General features: G+C 21.2%; 13 protein-coding genes, 1 tRNA gene and 1 pseudogene. 11 read left to right on the forward strand and 4 right to left on the reverse strand.

Going from position 1 to position 20,323, the window contains the following annotated elements; translation table 11 throughout:
* Nucleotides 1–146: 146 nt before the first annotated feature.
* A pseudogene (locus MDPP_RS02200) lies at nt 147–711 on the reverse strand (transposase); the annotation flags it as partial.
* Between the two features lie 6 nt (nt 712–717).
* Nucleotides 718–794 (reverse strand) — tRNA-Pro (locus MDPP_RS01740).
* Between the two features lie 641 nt (nt 795–1,435).
* Between MDPP_RS01740 and nusA the strand changes: the two genes are divergently transcribed.
* From nusA to MDPP_RS01795, 11 genes are all read left to right on the forward strand, one after another.
* Complete coding sequence (gene nusA, locus MDPP_RS01745) at nt 1,436–2,518, forward strand: transcription termination factor NusA (protein WP_144658506.1); 1,083 nt, start codon at nt 1,436–1,438, stop codon at nt 2,516–2,518.
* A gap of 143 nt (nt 2,519–2,661) precedes the next feature.
* A complete protein-coding gene (gene infB / locus MDPP_RS01750; protein WP_144658507.1) occupies nt 2,662–4,473 on the forward strand; it encodes a translation initiation factor IF-2 in 1,812 nt (603 codons plus the stop codon).
* A gap of 10 nt (nt 4,474–4,483) precedes the next feature.
* Entirely contained in the window at nt 4,484–4,843 is a 360-nt protein-coding gene (gene rbfA / locus MDPP_RS01755) for a 30S ribosome-binding factor RbfA (protein WP_246058881.1), read from the forward strand.
* 88 nt (nt 4,844–4,931) lie between these two features.
* Nucleotides 4,932–6,419 carry a carboxypeptidase M32 gene (locus MDPP_RS01760; protein ID WP_144658508.1) on the forward strand — a complete coding sequence of 496 codons (1,488 nt, stop codon included), beginning with the start codon at nt 4,932–4,934 and terminating at the stop codon, nt 6,417–6,419.
* Between the two features lie 369 nt (nt 6,420–6,788).
* Nucleotides 6,789–7,772: an ATP-binding cassette domain-containing protein gene (locus tag MDPP_RS01765; protein WP_246058882.1), complete on the forward strand. Its 984-nt coding sequence runs from the start codon at nt 6,789–6,791 to the stop codon at nt 7,770–7,772.
* A gap of 7 nt (nt 7,773–7,779) precedes the next feature.
* The gene (locus MDPP_RS01770) at nt 7,780–8,568 is read left to right on the forward strand and encodes an ABC transporter ATP-binding protein (RefSeq protein WP_144658509.1); all 789 of its coding nucleotides are present in this window, start codon (nt 7,780–7,782) and stop codon (nt 8,566–8,568) included.
* A gap of 107 nt (nt 8,569–8,675) precedes the next feature.
* Entirely contained in the window at nt 8,676–10,313 is a 1,638-nt protein-coding gene (locus MDPP_RS01775; RefSeq protein WP_144658510.1) for an ABC transporter substrate-binding protein, read from the forward strand.
* Between the two features lie 177 nt (nt 10,314–10,490).
* Entirely contained in the window at nt 10,491–10,691 is a 201-nt protein-coding gene (locus MDPP_RS01780) for a hypothetical protein (RefSeq protein ID WP_246058883.1), read from the forward strand.
* A gap of 1,174 nt (nt 10,692–11,865) precedes the next feature.
* A complete protein-coding gene (locus MDPP_RS01785; protein ID WP_144658511.1) occupies nt 11,866–12,792 on the forward strand; it encodes an ABC transporter permease in 927 nt (308 codons plus the stop codon).
* A gap of 34 nt (nt 12,793–12,826) precedes the next feature.
* Entirely contained in the window at nt 12,827–13,705 is an 879-nt protein-coding gene (locus MDPP_RS01790; RefSeq protein ID WP_144658512.1) for an ABC transporter permease, read from the forward strand.
* Nucleotides 13,706–14,080: 375 nt separating this feature from the next.
* Nucleotides 14,081–15,385, forward strand: a complete 1,305-nt coding sequence (locus tag MDPP_RS01795) for an aminopeptidase P family protein (protein ID WP_144658513.1) — start codon at nt 14,081–14,083, stop codon at nt 15,383–15,385.
* Between the two features lie 215 nt (nt 15,386–15,600).
* On the opposite strand, the gene MDPP_RS01800 is transcribed toward MDPP_RS01795, so the two are convergent.
* Together MDPP_RS01800 and MDPP_RS01805 are read right to left on the reverse strand one after the other, a co-directional pair.
* Nucleotides 15,601–18,339: a cation-translocating P-type ATPase gene (locus MDPP_RS01800; protein ID WP_144658514.1), complete on the reverse strand. Its 2,739-nt coding sequence runs from the start codon at nt 18,337–18,339 to the stop codon at nt 15,601–15,603.
* A gap of 127 nt (nt 18,340–18,466) precedes the next feature.
* The gene (locus MDPP_RS01805; RefSeq protein ID WP_144658515.1) at nt 18,467–19,879 is read right to left on the reverse strand and encodes a hemolysin family protein; all 1,413 of its coding nucleotides are present in this window, start codon (nt 19,877–19,879) and stop codon (nt 18,467–18,469) included.
* Between the last annotated feature and the right edge of the window lie 444 nt (nt 19,880–20,323).

Here is a 20,323-nt window from a genome sequence, read left to right on the forward strand (position 1 = left end):
CTCACTATATACTTGGGCACAATTTTTAAAAAATGTGCCTACAAAATAAAAAGAAAATGATTTTTCTTATCATTATATAATCTTTCTTCAAAAAAAAGGCGAAACAGCGTCCTTTTTTTAAGGTTAAATAATTTGAAATAATGTATTTATATAAGGTTTGGGGAATATTGAATTGGGGATAAATTATTTAATTTAGTTAAAAGCCATTTTTGATTCCAAAAAGCAGGAAATTGGTTAATGATTTTTTTAATTTTTTCCTTTGAGTTTTGAAATAAAAAAGATGGCGGCGTTCTAAGATACTTTTCATTTGGCCGAAAAAATTCTCAATGACGGCGTTATCGCGTGGTGTAACTTTTCTTGACATGCCAACGAGAAAACCTTTTTTAGTTAAGATTTGTTGGATTTTCAAAGATTGATAAATTGAACCTTGATCAGAATTAAAAAGACAAGGTTTTTTTAGTTCAGGAAGTTTTTGGATCGTGCTTAAAACTAATTTTTATTTTGTTGTTTAGAAACATGGGAAGCAAAAATTTGATTGTTAAAAGCATTAATAACACAAGAAAAATATAAAAATCCTTGGGGCGTTTTAAAATAAGTGATATCGGTAAAGAGTTTTTGCATTGGGTTACAAGTTTTAAAATCTTGGTTAATGAGATTAGGGAATATTTTTAATTGTGATTTTAATTGTTTATAGCGAAATTGGTTTTTTTTGATTAATGGTCGGGAAGACAGGATTTGAACCTGCGACCTCCTGGTTCCAAACCAGGCGCTATACCAAGTTACCCCACTTCCCGCTCGTTAAATCGCTGTTAATAAGGCCTCTTTGGCGCCCAAATAGTGAAGATAAAGGTTATTTATCTATGTTAAATTTCAAAGCAAAAATTAATAATTTTCAAATTCTTTCGAATGTATCACCTTTTTCTTCTTGACTAGGAACTTCGTCTCAAACCGATTTTATCTCCTGCTGTAATTTTTAATTCTTTCGTTTTGAAAATCAGAGATCTGAATTACACCATTATCAGGCATTATAATTCGTTCAATCACTGTTAATAAGGCATCTTTGGCGACTTTAAAATTTAAATAAAATTTATGAAATATTTTTTAAAAATATTTATTATTATATTGTTTTATTTAGAATATTCTAACGCATTTGATATTAAAAAATGATAAAATAGAAGTATAAATTAATAACATTAATATATAACTATTAATAAAAAAATTAATATTAATTAATTTAAAATCATTAATTAATTAAAATAATAATGTGCGTTTATATTATTATTTTTTTAATTTGTTTTTGTTTATTTGTATTATTAATATTAATTAAATATCCTAAGATAAGGTGGTTAAATTAAAAATAACCACTTTTATTTATTTTGGCTTATTTTTATATAATTTTAACAAAATCATTAAGAAAGTAAAATTAAAATAACTGATGAAAACTAAAGGTTTTTTAAATAATATTGATCAATTAGCTCAAGAATATGAATTAACACGCGAACAAACATTAGAAGCTTTTTCAAAAGGTTTAATATCAGGTTGTAAAAAAAATTGTCAAGTGAAAAGTTGTCAGCTAATTTTTCAAAAAGAATACGAAGAATTTTTTTTATATAAACAATACTTAATAATAAAACAAGAACAAAAAGAAATATTAAATTCTTTGAATAATAAAAAAATTACATATATTACTTTAGAAGAAGCACAAAAAATAAAAAAAAATCCTAAAATAGGGGAAATTATTAATATCGAAGTTAATCCTAAAGATTTTAATTTTTATGCTACCAAAGATTTTAAAAATAAATTTAACGAAGAATTAATTAAACAAAAAAGACAAAATATTTATGATTTTTTTAAAGAATACGAGAATAAATTAATTAGTGCAAAAGTAATCGATATCAATGATAATTGTTTTATTTTAGAATTAGAAAGAGAAGTTCATGTTTTGTTATTAAAAAAAGAAACATTAAACAATGACAATTTTTTTATCGGTGAAAGAATTCAAGTTTATGTTGTAGAAGTTAAAAGTACTACTAAAATGCCGAAAATTTTAGTCAGCAGAACACATAATAATTTTGTTTTAGAATTATTCAAAGAATTTATTCCTGAAATAAAAGAAGGAATAGTTGAAATTATTAATATAGCTCGTTTTGCATCTTTAAGAACTAAGATAAGTTTTGTATCTCATGATAACAAAATAGATCCTATTGGTTCTTGCATAGGACCAAAAGGCAACAGGATCAAAAATATTGTTGCATTTTTAAAAGGAGAAAAAGTAGATTTATTTCTTTGGAGTTCTGATATTCAAGAATTGATAACTAATGCTTTGAAACCTGCTAATATAAACAAAATTATTTCAATAGATGAAGAACAAAAAAAAGTTGAAGTTTTAGTGTCTAAAGAACAAGTACCTCTTGTCATCGGAAAATCAGGAATCAATGTTCAATTAGCATCTAAAGTTACTAAATGGAGAATCAATATTCAAACTCAAGATGATGATACAAAAGATTTTTATCAATAATAAAAAACAATAAACAATCATTGTTGAAATAAAGAATAATCTTAAATAATTTCAAATGAATAAAATAAAAATTATTGATTTTAAATATTTTATCGATTTAATTTTATTTAAAAAAATATTTAAAGGAGAAAAAAAATATAAATATGAATCAAGACTATAAAAAAATTAAAATTAAAAATTATACTTTCAATCCTCAACATACAATCAAAGATTTAGCTAATATTTTACAAGTATCAAATATTTTCTTGATTAAAAAATTAATTCAATTAGGTATTAAAACAAATATAAATCAAATTATAAATAAAGAAATAATTGAATTATTAGGAAAATATTTAGATATCGAGATTATTTATCCTAAAATAAAAGTTGAAAATCAAGAAAAAAATTTAGATAATAAAGTAAAAGAAGTAATTATAAAAACAACTATTAATAAAAACAACCCAAATTTAATAAAAAGAACTCCTATTGTAACTATTATGGGACATGTGGATCACGGAAAAACTACTTTATTAGATACTATTAGACAAACTAAAATAGTAGATCAAGAATTTGGCGGCATTACTCAACATATAGGAGCTTATGAAATAACCTTTGAACAAGACAAAATAACTATTTTAGATAGTCCAGGACATGAAGCTTTTTTTCATATGAGATCAAGGGGAGCACAAATAACTGATATTTGTCTTTTAGTTGTAGCTGTAGATGATGGTGTCAAACCTCAAACAATTGAATCAATAAAACATGCTCAAAAAGCAAAAGTAGATATCATTGTGGTTTTAAATAAAATTGATAAACCTAACAATAAAAAAGAAATAATTATGTCTGAATTATCTCGATTAGGATTAACACCTGAAATATGGGGAGGTGAAACTATTTATATTGAAATTTCGGCTTTGAAAAAAGAAGGAATTAAAGAATTATTACAAATGATTTTGTTAATAAGTGATATTAAACAAATTAAAACAGATTTATCACAAATATCTAAAGGAATCGTTATTGAAGCTCAATTAGATAAAAATAAAGGACCTATAGCTACTTTAATTTCTACTCAAGGTATTTTAAAAGTCGGTGATGTAATTATCATAGGAGAAACTTATGGCAAGATACGTTCTATCGAAAATGATATTCAACAATTGATTAAACAAGCTTTGCCTTCTCAACCAATAGTAGTAACAGGATTAGATAAAACTCCTCAAGCTGGCGACCATTTTATGGTTGTTAAAAATAAAAAAATAGCTCGTAAAATAATAGAAGAAAAACAAAAAGATTTAAAAAATCAAAAAAATAATGATCAAGAATTAATTTTTGGAAATAATTATAATGTTTTAGAATTAGAAAAAGATGAAAAAAATAAATTTTTAAATGTTATTTTAAAAGCAGATACTCAAGGTAGTGTTGAGGCTATTGCGCAAGCTTTAGAAAAATTAAATATTGAAAATTTTCAAGTAAAAATAATTAAAAAAGATGTTGGAATAATAACAATTAGAGACATTCATTTAGCAAAAAATTTTGATGCTATTTTGATTAATTTTAATACTAAAGTAAGTAATGCATTAGAAAAATTAGCTCAACATTTTGAAATTAAAATTAAAAATTATAATATTCTTTATAAAATGCTCGAAGAAATCGAAAAAGAATTAAAAAAATTAATTAAACCAGTTTTTGAAGAAAAATTGACAGGCAAAGCCGAAATAAGAAAAATATTTTATATTAGTTCTATTGGCACAATTGCTGGATGTTATGTTTTAGAAGGAACTATTTTCAATAAATCTTTTATTAAAGTAATACGTAATAAAGAAATTATTTATCAAGGGAATATAACTTCCTTAAAACATTTAAAAAATAATATTAGTAGTGCCGTTAAAGGTCATGAATGTGGTATTTTATCAGATAATTTTAATAGTTTTGAAGTTAATGATATAATAGAATCATATAAAAAAGAGAAAAAGGAATAAGGTTTTAATTATGAATCCAAATATTGCAAATAATAAAATAAAAATGAGAGCTAATTTAATTCATAAATTATTAATTAATATAGTTAATGATGTGATTGAAAATGAAGAAATAGAACATATTACTATTAATGGAGTTAATTTATCTAATGATTTATCTTTTTGCACTGTTTTTTATAGCATTTTAAATAAAGACGATCATACTTCATCTTTATTAAAAAAAATTTTAGAAGAAAATAAAAAAGAAATTCGAGCTCAATTAGCTTCTAAAATTAGAAATATGAAAAAAATACCTCAATTAATTTTCCAATACGATAATTCTTTAAATTATGGAGAAAAAATTGATAAATTATTAGAAACTATAAAAAAATAAAAATTTGTTTTTCTTTTTTATTAAAAAATGAGTAAAAAAGATGATTAATATTGATTTTTGAAAAGAATAGATAAAAAGGAAATTTTATATGCAAAAAAATTACAATAAATTAGAAAAACAAATGGAAAAAATAAGTCATTTATCGAATATTTTGAGTTTAATACATTGGGATATCGCTTGCAATATAAAAAAAGATTCACTAGCAAGTCGTACACAAGAGATAATTACTATAGAAAAAATAATATATTCGAAATTAAATTCTATAGAAACAAAAAATTTATTAAAAAAAGCAAAACAAGAAATTCTTTCTTTAGATATTTGGCAAAAAACTAATCTGAAAGAAATAGAAAGAAAAATTATTAATGCTACTTTAATTAAACCAGAATTACAAGAAAAATTAACTATAGCTACTACTCATGCTGAAATTAATTGGCGTCAAGCCAAAGAAGAAAATAATTATAATATTTTTAAACCTTATTTACAAAAAGTACTTGATTATACAAAAGAAATTTCCAAAATAAGATCGAAAAAATTTAATTTAAGTTTATATGATTCTTTATTAGATTCATTTGATTTAGGAAGCACAAGTAAAGAAAATAAAGAAATTTTTGAAATTTTAAAAAAAGAATTACCACCTCTTATTGAAAAAACCTTATCTAAACAGAAAAATATGGTTTTTCAAGAAATTTCAATAAATTTAGAAAATCAAAAAAAACTTAATAAATATATTATAGAAATTATAGGTTTTAACATTAAAAAGGGTCGCCTCGATGAATCTATACATCCTTTTTGCGGCGGAACTCCTTATGATATTCGAATGACAACACATTATAATGAGAAAAATTTTTTAGATTCTCTTTACGGAGCAATACATGAAACAGGACATGCTTTATACGAACAAAATTTACCTGAAAAATATAAAAATCAGCCTGTTGGACAATCTAGAGGATTTCAATTTCACGAAAGTGAATCTTTGTTAATGGAAAAACAAATCGGCAAGTCTAAACCTTTTATCATTTTTTTACATAAAATTTTAAAAAATAAGTTTCAACAACAAAATTCTATTTTGGAGATTGAGACATTGCATCAACAAGTAAATCAAGTTAAACCTAATTGTATCAGAATATATTCTGATGAATTAACTTATATTTTGCATATTATTTTGCGTTTTGAAATTGAAGAATTATTAATAAACGATCAATTAAGTTTAGATGATTTACCTGATTACTGGAATCAAAAATATAAAGAATATTTAAAAATAACTCCTCGTAATTTTAGCGAAGGATGTCTTCAAGATATTCATTGGTCTCAAGGTTCTTTTGGTTATTTTCCTAGTTATGCAAAGGGAATGATAATTGCCGCTATGAAGATGAAAAAAATAAAACAATTATATCCTGAAATTCAAAATAACATTCAACAAGGAGATTTTAAACAATTAAATAATTATTTAAATAACAATTTTAGAAATTTTGGTTCATTAAAAAAACCTAAAGAATTATTATATATAGCTACGGGAGAAGAAAAAATTAATCCTTATATATTTATAGATTATTTAAAAGAAAAATTTTTATTATGATTTTTTAAAAATAAATTTGATATCTCTATTCATTTTTTTAAATATTTATTAAAAAAATATATTATAAATTCATTGTATGATAATATAATTATTTTTTTTAATTATTTAAAATTATCTTGCATAATGAATAAAAAAATCAAAATAAATAATTTTTTTTAATATTTATCTATTAATTTTAATTTTTCTTATTAAAATTATGTTTGATATATATTTTTATTTTAAAATAATATATTTGTTCTATCATGTAATTTTTTTCATTTCCATACATTAATATTAATATATTAAATATATATTATATAAATTTAATATTTTAAGATTTCAAATTTTAAATCATTTTATTATTTTAAAATAAAAAAAAGGTGTGTAATTTTGGATAATATTATAAAACAAAGAAGTGAAAAAAAAATTTTAATCGAAATTAAAAATTTATCTAAACATTTTTTTGAAAATAAAATGTTTTCGAAAAATAAAATTTTTTTGAAATCCAATAATAATATTAGTTTATCTATTTTTAAAGGAGAAATAATATCAATTGTAGGTGGTTCTGGTTCTGGAAAATCTACTTTAGGACAAGTTCTTTTGCAACTACAAAAACCTACTTCAGGTCATGTTTTCTATAAAGATGAAAAAATGAATAATATTGATCTTACGTGTTTAAATAATAACAGAATGAATACCATAAGAAAAGATTTACAAATTATTTTTCAAAATCCTTATTCATCTTTAAATCCACGTTTAAAAATTTCTGATATCATAGGAGAAGGTCTTTTAATTCATAAAATGGTTAAAAATAAAAAAGATCTAAAATATAAAGAAAAAATATTAGATATTATGAGTAAATGTGGTATAGATTATCATTTGTATGATCGTTATCCACATCAATTATCAGGTGGCCAAAGACAAAGAATTGCAATCGCAAGAGTTCTTATCATAAAACCAAAATTTATTGTTTGTGATGAAATAGTATCTGCTTTAGATGTTTCTATTCAAAGACAAATTTTATATCTTTTAAAAGATTTAAAAGAAAAATATCAGTTAACTTTATTTTTCATTACTCATGATTTAGGAGTTGCACGTTATTTAAGTAATCGCATCGCTGTAATGCATTTAGGTAATTTAATAGAGTTAGCGTCTACTGAAGAAATTTTTAAAAATCCTATTCATCCTTATACTAAAGAGTTATTAAATGCTATTCCTAAATTAAATATTCAAAAAAACGTCCTTACTAAATATGAAATAACTTATGGAATGAAAGAATTTGAATTTTTATTTCACAAAGGTCAAAAAGATTTAGATTGGTATCAAGTTTCAAAAGATCATTTTGTTTTATGCACTTTAAAAAAGGATAAATAGTTTATTTATGAGCTTATTAAAAGTAAACAATTTACATACTTATTTTAAAACAGAACAAGGTTTAATAAAAGCTGTTAGAGGAGTTTCATTTGAATTAAAAAAAGGCAAAACGCTTGGTATAGTAGGTGAATCAGGAAGCGGAAAAAGTCAAACAGCTAATTCTATTTTAAAATTATTTGATAAAAACCAAAAAATATATCAAGGGGAAATTATTTTCAATAATCAATTAATTTCTGAATTTGATGATATAGAAATGCAAAAAATTCGTGGTAATGAAATAGCTATGATTTTTCAAGATCCTATTTCTAGTCTTAACCCTGTTTTTAAAATTAAGGATCAAATTATAGAAATTTTAAAATTACATAAAAAAATGAATTATAAAAATTCTTATAACAAAACTTTAGAAATTTTAAAAAAAGTTCAAATTTTGAATCCTGAAAAAATTATGAATTTTTACCCTCATCAGTTATCAGGCGGAATGTGTCAAAGAGTTATGATAGCGATGGCTTTAGTTTGTGAACCAAAAATATTAATCTTTGATGAAGCAACTACTGCTTTAGATGTTATTGTACAAAATGAGATTTTAAATTTAATTAATAACATACAAAAGGAAAAAAAAACTTCTATTTTGTTTATTACTCATGATTTAGGAGTTGTTTCCCAATTTTCTGATGATATTATCGTTATGTTTCAAGGAAAAATAATCGAAAGCGCTTCAACACAAAAAATTTTAACATCTCCTAATCATCCTTATACTAAATCTTTATTAAATGATTATTTGTTAACAAGTGTTTAATAATTTTAAAAATTTAAAAATAATAATATTTTTTATTTAATTTGATTTAAAAAATTAATATTATATAATTTAAACATATAAACAAAAAATTAAGGAACAATAAAATAATGAAAAAATTTAATAAAAACATAAAATATTTTCTTTCGATTACTTTGGCTATTATTATATCTATAATATTGATATTATATTTGAAAAAAAGTAATGATGATAAAAGTATTTCTAGATTAGCTAGTGGGATATACCATGTCTCCATGGCAAGCGATGTATCAGGTCATGATGTTACTGATAGAGGTCATACAGAATCAAATCATTCCGATAAAATATTTAATTTAACTCATGATACTTTGATAGCAAATACCTCGATAAGAGAAAATCAAGGATTAGCAGAATATACAAAAAATGGTAAAAAAATAAATTTCAAATTAAAAGATAATATAAAATTTCATAATGGCGAACCAATAACAACAGATGACGTTGTTTTTACTTACTATAGATTTATAAACAAAAAACATAATGTATTTGATAATATGGATAAAATAGAAAAAATAGATAATAAAGAATTTAATATCTTTTTAAAAAGAGATTATTTGTATTGGGATTTTCCTTTTAAAAAGTTTTTTCGTTGTTTAAATAAAAAGGCTATCGAATCAGATGAAAAATCAGGATTAAAAATAAGAACAGGTCCTTATAAAATAATTAATTATGAAAAAGATAATAAAATTGAATTAGAACTTTTCAACCAATACCACGATAAAGATATTGTTTTAAATGCTCCTAAAAAAATAATTATTCTAATAATCAACAATGATGATACTGTTATACAAAAAATAGAAAGATCTGAATTAGACGCTATATGGAGTTTTGATAATATGAAAGCTATTGAATTAAAAGAAAAAATAAATCAAGGAAAAATAAAAGGGTTAAAAGTATTAGAAAATCAAACCGCTGCATGTTCATATATTTATCTTAATAAAACATCAACTAACTATGAACAACGTCAAGCAATAGCTTGTGCTTTAAACTTTCAAGAAATATTAAGAGATATTAAATCGCCTAATATTCCTTTAAATTCTTATTTACATCCTTCTTTGATAGGTTATAATAAAAATCTTCCTTATTATTGGGAAAAAACAGAATGGGGAAAAAACAAAAAAAAAGGTAAAGAATTAGCAAAACAATTAGTAGCAAATTTTAAAGAACAAAAAGACAAAAATATAAAAATATTTGTGTCAGAAAAAGACAATATTAGTTTAGTACAAAAAGTATGCTCATCTTTAACAGAAGTAGGTTTTCAAGTAGTTTTACAACAAAATAATTTTAATGAACATTTAAAAAAAATGAAAGAAAATGAACATCAAATGGCTTTTTTAGGAGAATTTCATGAATTAAAATATGGACATAAAGCATTAGGAGATTATTTTAAATCTGATTCTCCAAGTAATTTTTCACATGTTGGCAGTGATAAAGTAAAAAAAGGCTCTAATGATAAAAAAGAAAAAGGCTTTAATGATAAAGAGAACATTGATAAAAAATTAAAATTAGCAGAAGATGCTTTAACAGAACAGGACTTTATAAAAAATATCCAAGAAGTTCAACAATATTTACACGACAGAGTTTATGTAATACCAGTAAGTGCTAATAATAGTTATTCTATTATTTCTGATAAATTAAATCCAGAAGGATTTAAATGTGATTTTTTTAGTACGTATAATTTAACAAAAATAAGAAAAAATAAGTTTTTATAAAATTATTTATCTTAAACATTAAACTGTTAAAAACAAAGAAAATATTTATAATTAAAATTCAATAAAATATTAAAATTATTAATTAATATTAAGAAATAAATTAGTGAAAAAATATTATTTTATTAAACATTAGTTTATTTTATTTTATTCATAATAATAATTTATTTAAAGAAAAAAATGAAAATGAAATTGAATCCTAAAATTATTTTAATACTAGTTACCTTAAGTTATATTGGTTTTATTATTACTAATCTGATGACTTTATGTTTTGACTTTGAATTAGGTGTGAAAGCTAATACAGTGATTAGTCTTTTTTCTGATATTTTCTTTTTAATCTATTTATGGTCAAAAGATAATCAAAATGAACAAAAACATTAATTCAATTGTGTTTAACAAAATTACTACCAATTATATTGTTTTTAATGACGAATAAAATAAAAATATATTACGCAACTTTTTTTTAGGTAGGGTGCACTTTTGTTTTGTATTAATACAACAAAAAAAACCATTTTAAATGATAATGATTGTAATTTAATCATGATTAAATTACAATCATTATCTAAATACTTTTTTAAAACAAGCATTAAGGATTAAATCTTTGATTTATCCAAATATCGATCAAAATAATAAAAAAAAGCTTTTTATTAATTACTAGAATTATTTAATAATCATTCGAAAAAAACAAACAACATCCATGAAAAAATCTATTTTCTTTTATTTTAAACAAATATTCTTTTCATGGTTTATGATGTTAAAAAATATGCAAAAAAATAACAATTTAAAATCTTTTTTTGGTTTTAAACTAAATTTAAAATAGATATTATTGATTTAAAGTATTCAATGACATTAAAAAAAATTCAATGAGATTAATTTTTTAAAGTAAATGATTAAATAATCAAGTGATTTTTATAAATTATTAAACTAAATGATATCGAATTTCTAAAAAAATGCTTACTTTTTTAGAAATTTTTTTTGATAATGTATTTTAAATCAAAATTTTTATTGAATAAAATTTCAATATCGAGTTTAAAAAAAAAGAAAAAATTTCTAGAAAAGTAATTTTTTATAAAAAAAGATGATAAAATTTCATTATACTTTTTAAAGTAATATCTAATGTACAATTTTTTTAGTATTACTTTTATAAAAATTAAAATTATAATAAATAAAAAATAATCAATCACTATAAAAAATAACATAATGCATATTATTAAGTTAATAAAATGAAAATAGCCAAAAATAATTTATATCGCGATAATGATAATGAAAATATAGTAATGAAAGAATTACAAATATTTGAAAAATAAAATATATAAAGAAATATTCCAACAAAATATCAAGAAAATTCAATAATGTTTATATAAATAAGTATTTTTCATAATAATAATTATTATTGTTATATCTAAAAAAATAACAATGTTATTTATTCAATATATTTTATAAAAAATAAAATAATAATATTAATTTTAAAAATAAAATATTTTTTGTTTATAAAAAACATTAAATTTAATGAAATTAATTATAATTTTTATTAGTAAGGTAGTTAAAAATAAATATGTTAAAATTTTTTTTAAAAAAGTTTTTTTATGCTTTATTAATTTTTATTATTATTATAATTATAAGTTTTTTTTCTTTAAAATTAATCCCAGCAGATCCCATTGATTCTATGTTTGGTTCAAAATCTCCAACTCCATTAGAAAGAGCTCGAATAGAAAAAGAATTAGGTTTAAATATTCCTATTTCTGAACAATTTATAAAATATTTAAAGAATATTTTTTTTAAATTTGATTTTGGGAATTCTTACTTTGGAGATAAACCTAAAGCTTTAGAAGTTTTTTTAAAAGCTTTTAAAAGTACTTTTTTATTATCTATTATGAGTTGTTTATTTGGTTCTTTAATAGGAATTTTTTTAGGTGTTTTATCTTCAGTTTTTGATAATAATAGTAAAAAAAATATTTTATTAAATTTCTTTTTTACTTTAATTTTGTCATCTCCTGTTTTTATTATTGGATTTTTATTACAATATTATTTAGGAAATCGTTATGGTTTATTTCCTTTAACTGGTTTTGAAAATATTCATGAAATGTTTTTACCCATTTTAACTCTATCTTTAATTGTAAGTAGTTCTATTTTTAGAATAACAAAAGTAAATATGGAAGAATGTTTACAACAACCTTATATTATGACAGCTTATGCTAAAGGTTTATCAAAAAAAACGATTATATTTAAACATGCTTTAAAAAATATTTTATTTATTATTTTAGTGCATATTAGTTTAATTTATAGCTCTTTAATAAGCGGTGCTATTATTACAGAAAGCATTTTTAATATAAAAGGTATCGGAAATTTGATGATAAGTGCTTTTAACGAAAGAAATTACCCAGTTATACAATGTTGCATTATCATGATTTCGTTATTAATAATTACTTTTAATTTATTTTTTGAATTAATTTATATTTATTTAAATCCTAGAAATAAATAAAAAAATAATTTTATTTATATAAAAAAGGTAAAATATGAAAAATAATAATAAATTTAATCTATGGTTTGTTTTTAAAAACAAAATTATAATATTAAAAAAGATATTAAAAAAATACAAAGGGATTACTATTGGCGGTTTGTTTTTAAGTATTTTGTTTTTAAGTTCTTTGATAATACCTTGGACTAAATTCAATGATTATAATCCTGATAAACCTAATTATCCGATTCGAGAAGGTATTTCTTCGAAACATTGGTTAGGTACTGATGCTTCTGGATATGATTTATTTAGCCGTGTTTTAGCGGGGACAAAAATATCTTTAAGAATATCTGTTTTATCTATTTTAATAAGTGCTTCAATAGGAACATTTTTAGGTCTTATATCAGGTTATTTCCGTGGTTTTATAGATAGTATTATAAATTTTATATGTGATATTTTAATTATTTTTCCTGATATACTTTTAGCAATTATTATTATGTTATTTTTGAAAAGAAGTGAATTTACATTAATTTTTATTTTAGTTATCACCAATCTTGTTACTTTCATCAAAGGAGTGCGTTCTAATGTTTTACAAATAAAACAAAAAGATTTTATTAAAGCTTCCAAAGCCCTTGGTTCTAGTGATTTGAAAATAATTAAAAAACATATTTTAATTAATATTTGGCCTTTTTTAATTACTAAAATTGTTATGGGTATAACAATTAATATTTTGGTTATTTCAGGATTTGGTTTTATTGGTTTGGGTTTAGATCAGCAAATTCCAGAATGGGGTAATATTTTACAATCCAGTCGTTCTGATTTTAGATTTTATCCTCATTTATTTTTTGGACCTTTTATTATTATTTTTTTAACAAGTTTTTCTTTGAATCTAATTATTCAAGATTTAGTTTCTTATTTCAACCCTAAAAAAAATTAAATTAAAGTAATTTTAAAGAAACAGAAGAAAAATAAAGTATATGAAAAATTCAAAAATATTAAAGAAAAAATCAAAAAATAAAATCTAGACATAAATTAATATATAATATTAACTAAATTAAAATAATTAATATAAATAATTATTTTGTAAAATAGTAAAAAATAAATTTTTTATTATTTATTACTTTATAAAACATCTAAAAAAACATAAATAAAGAATATAATTCGTGTTTCTTTTTATTTTTTAAAATATAATATTTCAAATTATTAAGATTTATTTAAGATTTATTTTTGTATAAATTATTTTTTTTAATTTAGTATATTTTTTTAAACAATAAATTATAAAAAATATCTTTTATTAAAAAAGGAGAAATTGATGTATTCTTTATTTTTTCAAAAAAATCGTCAAATTTTTTTATCTAAAATAAAATCCCAAAGTATAGCTTTATTTTTTTCAGGAAAAAGTAAATCTAGAACAGAAGATTTAAAATTTCCTTTTGAAATCAATCGTAATTTTTATTATTTAACAGGAATAGAACAAGAAAATGTCGTTTTGATATTAATCAAGGAAGAACAAAATACAAAAACTTTTTTATTTTTAGAAAAAAACAATCAAATCAAAAGTTTATGGAACGGAGATTCTTTAAGTTTCGAAAAAGCATCCAAAATATCATCTATCCCTTTAGAAAATTGTTTGGAAATAACAACTTTTAAAAATTTTTTAAATTCAATGTTGAATAACATGCGTTATTTTTTTATGAACAAAATAGACAATCTTTATTTTGATTTATCGCCTTTTGATAAAGATGAAACACCAAGTTGCGCTCTTCAAAAAGCTCGTATGTTGATAAATAATTTCCCTTATTTAAAAATCCATAATAGTTATCCTATTTTATCTCTTTTGAGGCAAAAAAAACAATCAGAAGAAATAGAAGAAATTAAAAAAGCTGTTCAAATACAAAAAAACATTTTAGATAAATTAGTTCCAAAAATCAAATCTAGTTTATTTGAATATGATATTTCTTCTTTTTATCATTATTTATTAGAAAAACAGCAACTAAAACCTTCTTTTGATACAATTGCAGCTTCTGGAAAAAACGCTACTATTATACATTATAGTAAAAAAAAAGGTTTTTTAAAAAAAGGAGAGATGCTTTTATTAGATGCAGGAGTCAATTATCATAATTATGCTTCTGATGTAACACGTTGCTACCCTATTAACGGACAATTTACACATCAACAAAAATTAATCTATGAATTAGTTTTAAAAACTAATAAAACAATGATTAAAAAAGTAAGACCCGAACATACATGGTTAGAATTCAATCAATATGGCAGAAAAATATTATTTGAAGGTTTAAAAAAATTAGATTTTTTGCAAGAAGAAAAAGAATTTTTTCGATATTGCGCTCATGGTTTAGGTCATTATTTAGGTTTAGATGTGCATGATGTCGGAGATAATACAAAAAATATTGGAGAAAATAGCATAATCACTGTAGAACCTGGCTTATATTTTGAAAATTTAAATCTAGGTATTAGAATTGAAGATGATATTTTAGTGACAAGCAAAGGAAATGTTAATTTAACGTGTGAAATACCTAAAGAAATTTCCGAAATTGAAGATTTAATGTCTATAAAAAAAATTAATCAAATTCAATTTATTAACGGAACACAAAAATAATTATTTTATTAACTTTTTTTAGAACCTTAATAAGAAGATATGTTGTATTTTAAAATATTAATTTTTTTATCTATATTTTCACTTTTTTTATCAATTTAATTTTCTATTTTTTGAGAAATTTGATTTATTTTTTTAAATTCTTTTCTAAAATTTTGAGTAGAATCAGTGAAAGCCTTAATCTTTGTAATAATTAAAAATAATGCAATTAAAATAAATTATTTTTTAAAAAAAATTTTTTTAATTATTTCTGAAATTATCAAAGGAACAAACGAAAACATAAAAATAATAAAAATATCTAATTTTGACAAAGGATATAATTGAAATTTTTGTTGTAAAAAAGGAATAACGAAAAGCATTATTTGCAAAAAACAACTTAAGAAAAAAAATTTTCTCAAATACCAATTAGGTTTAATTTTAAAAATGGATTTTTTTAAATTTCTTAAATTAAAAACATGTATTAATTGTGAAAAAATTAAAACTGTAAAAGCAAATGTTTGAGCATATTCCTTGCTATTACCATGTATCTTATACCCTATCCAAGCAGATAAGAAAGTTGAAGAACCAATCATAAAACCTTCGGCTATGATTTTTAAAATTAATTTTTTATTCAAAAAAGAAGTTTTGATATTACGCGGTTTTTCTTGCATTAAATTTTTTTCAGGAGGCTCCATGCCGAGTGCAACTGCAACTAAAGAATCAGTTATTAAATTAATCCATAAAATTTGAAAAGCTGTTAAAATGACTAAATCCGTTTTGAATAAAAAATGACCTAAAATAGTATTATATAAAATAACAATAATTTCTCCTGTATTGCAACTCAGTAAAAAAAGAATACTTTTTTGAATATTTTTAAAAATATTACGACCTTCAAAAATAGCTGTTTTAACGGTTGTAAAATCATCATTTGTTAAAATCATATCTGAAGCTTTTTTGGTGATTTCTGTTCCTGTTATCCCCATTGCAATACCAACATCAGCTTTTTTAATGCTAACAGCATCATTGACTCCATCGCCAATCATAGCTACAATATTTCCTTTTTTTTGTAATGTTTGGATTATTTTTAATTTGTGTTCAGGATTAGTTCTAGCATAAACTTTAATAAAAGGTAATTTTTTTAAAAATTCTTTTTCTGACCATTGATCTAAAGTTGTTCCCGTTATCGCTAAATCTGTTTTATAATCAAAAATTTTTAATCGATAAGCAACATTTTGAGCTGTATATAAATTATCACCAGTAATCATAATAGGAATAATAGATGCTTTTTTTAATTCCTTTATTATTGGCAAAATTTCTGCACGAATTGGATCTTCGATGCAGTAAATTCCTAAAAAAATAAGATTTTTGTTTATTTTTTCTAAAATATCATTAATTGAAAGATTTTTAGATAATAATATTTTTTCATCAAAAAAAGAATAAGCAACGCCTAAAATTTTATAACCTTCTTGGCTAGCTATAAGATTTGAATTTTCTTCAATAATTTTTTCATTTATTTTATTTTTTTTTATTATTTGATTTTCTTCTTTTTCTATAAAAGAAGAAAGTCTTAAAATTAATTCAGCCGCTCCCTTAACAACTAAAAGACATCCTTTATTATTTTTATGTATAGTAATCATAAGTTTATGTTTACTATCGAAAGGAAATTCTTTAATTTTAACATTTTGTGATTGCATTTGGTAAATATTCAAATTTAAAAAGTAAGCTAAATCAATAAAAGATTGATCTATTGGGTCAATTAAATTTTTAATATTTGGTTTAATCGAAAAACTAATATCATGACTATTACATAAAATTCCATAAGTGATTAATTTAATAATAATTTGAGAAAGTTCATGATGTTTAAGTGATTTGTTAATCTTAACATTTTGATGAAAAAAATATAAATTTTGAATTTTCATTTTATTTTCAGTTAAAGTGCCTGTTTTATCAGTACAAATAATATTGATAGAACCTAAAGTTTCCAAAGTTCTTAATTTTTTAATAATTGTTTTTTGAGAAAGTAATTTTTTGACACCAATAGTCAAAATAATAGTTATAATTGTTAATAAACTTTCAGGAATAACCGCTACTGCAAGAGCTATAGAAATTAAAAATAATTTTTGAATTATAAAAAAATTAATATTTTTTTGAGTGAAATAATTTTTTGATAAATTAATTATAAAATTAAAACCAACGAGAAATAAAATTAATAAACTTAAAAATTTAGTTAATTGTTGAATATTTTCTTCTAAAGGAGATTTTTTATCTTGATTTTCAAAAATAAATTTAGTGATTTTTCCTATTTGTGTTTTCTTTCCTGTGTAAACAACTACTCCTTTGGAGTTGCCATATATTACAGTAGTGTCACGAAAGATTAAATGATAAGAATTAAACAAATCAAAAGAACCATTTTTTTCTTCGCAAAATTCTTTTATTATAGATGCTGTTTCACCTGTTAAAATAGATTCATCTACTTTTAAATTATTAGATTGAATAATTCTTATATCAGCAGGAACTACATCTCCAGTTTCTACAAAAACAATATCGCCTACTACTAATTCTTCTTTAAGAACTAATTGTAAAACACCATCTCTTACAACTCTAGCATAAGGTTTGGTTTTTTCCTTAACTAATTTCAAGGATTTTTTCTTTTGTTTTTCGTAAAAAAGATTTAAAAAGATATTAATAAAAACAATAATTAATATTAAAATACTTTCAAAAATTTCTTCTTGCTGTTTGTAAATAATACCAATAAAAAAAGTAATTATGGCAGATAATAATAAAATACAAACAAATAAATCACGAAATTGTTGTAATATTTTTTTCCACAAAGATATTTTTTTATTTTTAACTAATTTATTTAATCCTTCTATTAAAAGCTTTTCTTTAACTTGTGAAGTGTTTAGTCCTTGAATAAAATTAGTTTTTAACTTTGTTTCAAGTAAATTTATATGACATTGATAAAGAAAAGAATCCATAAATAATTATTCTTTCTAAGTAAAAAAATCATTTTTTTAATAAATATTATTTGTAAAATTTGTAAAAAATAACTTAATTTCAATCAAAAATAATTTATTTTATTTGAATAATTGTTATTTAATTTATTTAATTGTCTTTTATTTTTGACGACAATATATCATTATTTAATTTATTTACTTTTATTTTATCAATAACTAAACCATCATGTGTTAATCCAATGAATTTCCAATCATTGTAAATAATTTCAATTTCTGTATTTTTGTCAGGCATTTTTTTAAATTTACTCAACATAAAACCGCTTAAAGTATCGTATTCTTCGATAGGTAAATTAGCTTTTAAATGATCTTCTATTTCGTGTAAATGACTAGTGCCTTTGATTATATATTCTTTATCTGAAATTTTTAAAATATCATCAACATTTTTTTTGTCATACTCATCTTTAATATCGCCTAAAATTTCTTCAATTAAATCTTCTATAGTAACAAGTCCTGAAGTACCACCATATTCATCAACAACAATCGCAATATGATTTTGTGTTAATTGCATTTCTTTAAATAATTCGCTAATATTTTTAAATTCCATCACAAAATAAGCTTTTCTTAAAAAATGTTTAATATCAAATTTATTACTATTTTGATTTTGGGACATAATATTATCTAATTGGAATTCTGTTTCATTAATCTGTGCTATTTTTTTTTTTTGGTCATGAAATTTTTCTTTACAAAATTGTTGTGAATTATTTTCTATTAATAAACCTTTGATAAGATCTTTAACATGAATAATACCTATAATTTTATCAATATTTCCTTCATATACAGGAAATCTCGTGTATTTTTCTTTTAAAATAAAAGATATTAATTCTTTTTTTGTGATATCGGATTCAATAGCTACAATTGATTTTCTATGACACATAATATTAGAAACAATGGTTCCATCAAAATCGAAAATATTTTGAATCATATTATTTTCATTACTATCGATAATTCCTTTACGATAAGAAACATTTAATAAAAATCTTAATTCATCTTCAGCAACAACATCTTTTTTAATATTAATATCAATTTTAAGGAAATATAAAATTAAATTACTAATTTTATTTAAAAACCAAAAAAAAGGTTTTACTAAAAAACAAATCAAATCAAAAATGCTTGTTAAAAAATAAGCAGTCTTTAAAGGGAAAACTAAAGCAATTCTTTTTGGAATGATTTCGCCAAAAACAATTGAAATAAAAATTACTGTTATTTCAATAAAATATTTAAAATAAAAATAACTGTTCATTGTTTTATTCGATATTATATGATCATTTAAAATAATTCCTTGAAAAAAAGTTAAAATATGTACCATTATTTGAATAACAGTTAAAAAATGACTTGGTTTTTCTTTAAATTTTTTTATTTTTAATGCTTTTTTAAAACCTTTTTTGACTTCTAAATTAATTTTATTTTCACTCAATGAAACAAAAGCAATTTCTTTAGCCGATAAAAAAGAATTTATTAAAATAAGAATTAAAATTATGAGTATGACTAAAGGTTGACTCATTTAATTTTACAACTCCTAATTCTTTGTTTCTCATTAATAAGATTAGGATCATAAGTGAAAATAAAACTATAACAATATTCGGTCAGATCATCATTATCCATAAATATAAATTTTATCAATGCTCCTATTTTCGGATTTTATTTTTTTCTTTTTATAGAAAAACAACTAACTTTATTCTATCATATAATTTAAAAAAATCCTAATAATAATAAAATTAGGATTATTTTTAGATAATTGAAGATCACATATAAATATTAAGTAAAAAAAATAAAAAAGAGAATTTTTGAAAAAAAATTTATTTTTATAATAAAAATTTTTTTAAATTATTTATTATTTCAAGAATTAAAATTAAAAAAATAATTTCTTATTTATTCACAATATTTTTTATATTTCATATTTTTATTATTTGAATTTATCTAAAATTAAAACAATTTTTTTAAAAAC

It is taken from the genome of Candidatus Phytoplasma pini (assembly GCF_007821455.1).
Lineage (GTDB): Bacteria > Bacillota_I > Bacilli_A > Acholeplasmatales > Acholeplasmataceae > Phytoplasma > Phytoplasma pini.

What these genes read in the sequence shown, in the direction of transcription:
- nusA (WP_144658506.1), top strand. Translation starts at nt 1,436, where the DNA reads ATGAAAACTAAAGGTTTTTTAAATAATATTGATCAATTAGCTCAAGAA.
- infB (WP_144658507.1), top strand. Translation starts at nt 2,662, where the DNA reads ATGAATCAAGACTATAAAAAAATTAAAATTAAAAATTATACTTTCAAT.
- rbfA (WP_246058881.1), top strand. Translation starts at nt 4,484, where the DNA reads ATGAATCCAAATATTGCAAATAATAAAATAAAAATGAGAGCTAATTTA.
- MDPP_RS01760 (WP_144658508.1), top strand. Translation starts at nt 4,932, where the DNA reads ATGCAAAAAAATTACAATAAATTAGAAAAACAAATGGAAAAAATAAGT.
- MDPP_RS01770 (WP_144658509.1), top strand. Translation starts at nt 7,780, where the DNA reads ATGAGCTTATTAAAAGTAAACAATTTACATACTTATTTTAAAACAGAA.
- MDPP_RS01775 (WP_144658510.1), top strand. Translation starts at nt 8,676, where the DNA reads ATGAAAAAATTTAATAAAAACATAAAATATTTTCTTTCGATTACTTTG.
- MDPP_RS01780 (WP_246058883.1), top strand. Translation starts at nt 10,491, where the DNA reads ATGAAAATGAAATTGAATCCTAAAATTATTTTAATACTAGTTACCTTA.
- MDPP_RS01785 (WP_144658511.1), top strand. Translation starts at nt 11,866, where the DNA reads ATGTTAAAATTTTTTTTAAAAAAGTTTTTTTATGCTTTATTAATTTTT.
- MDPP_RS01790 (WP_144658512.1), top strand. Translation starts at nt 12,827, where the DNA reads ATGAAAAATAATAATAAATTTAATCTATGGTTTGTTTTTAAAAACAAA.
- MDPP_RS01795 (WP_144658513.1), top strand. Translation starts at nt 14,081, where the DNA reads ATGTATTCTTTATTTTTTCAAAAAAATCGTCAAATTTTTTTATCTAAA.
- MDPP_RS01800 (WP_144658514.1), bottom strand. Translation starts at nt 18,339, where the DNA reads ATGGATTCTTTTCTTTATCAATGTCATATAAATTTACTTGAAACAAAG.
- MDPP_RS01805 (WP_144658515.1), bottom strand. Translation starts at nt 19,879, where the DNA reads ATGAGTCAACCTTTAGTCATACTCATAATTTTAATTCTTATTTTAATA.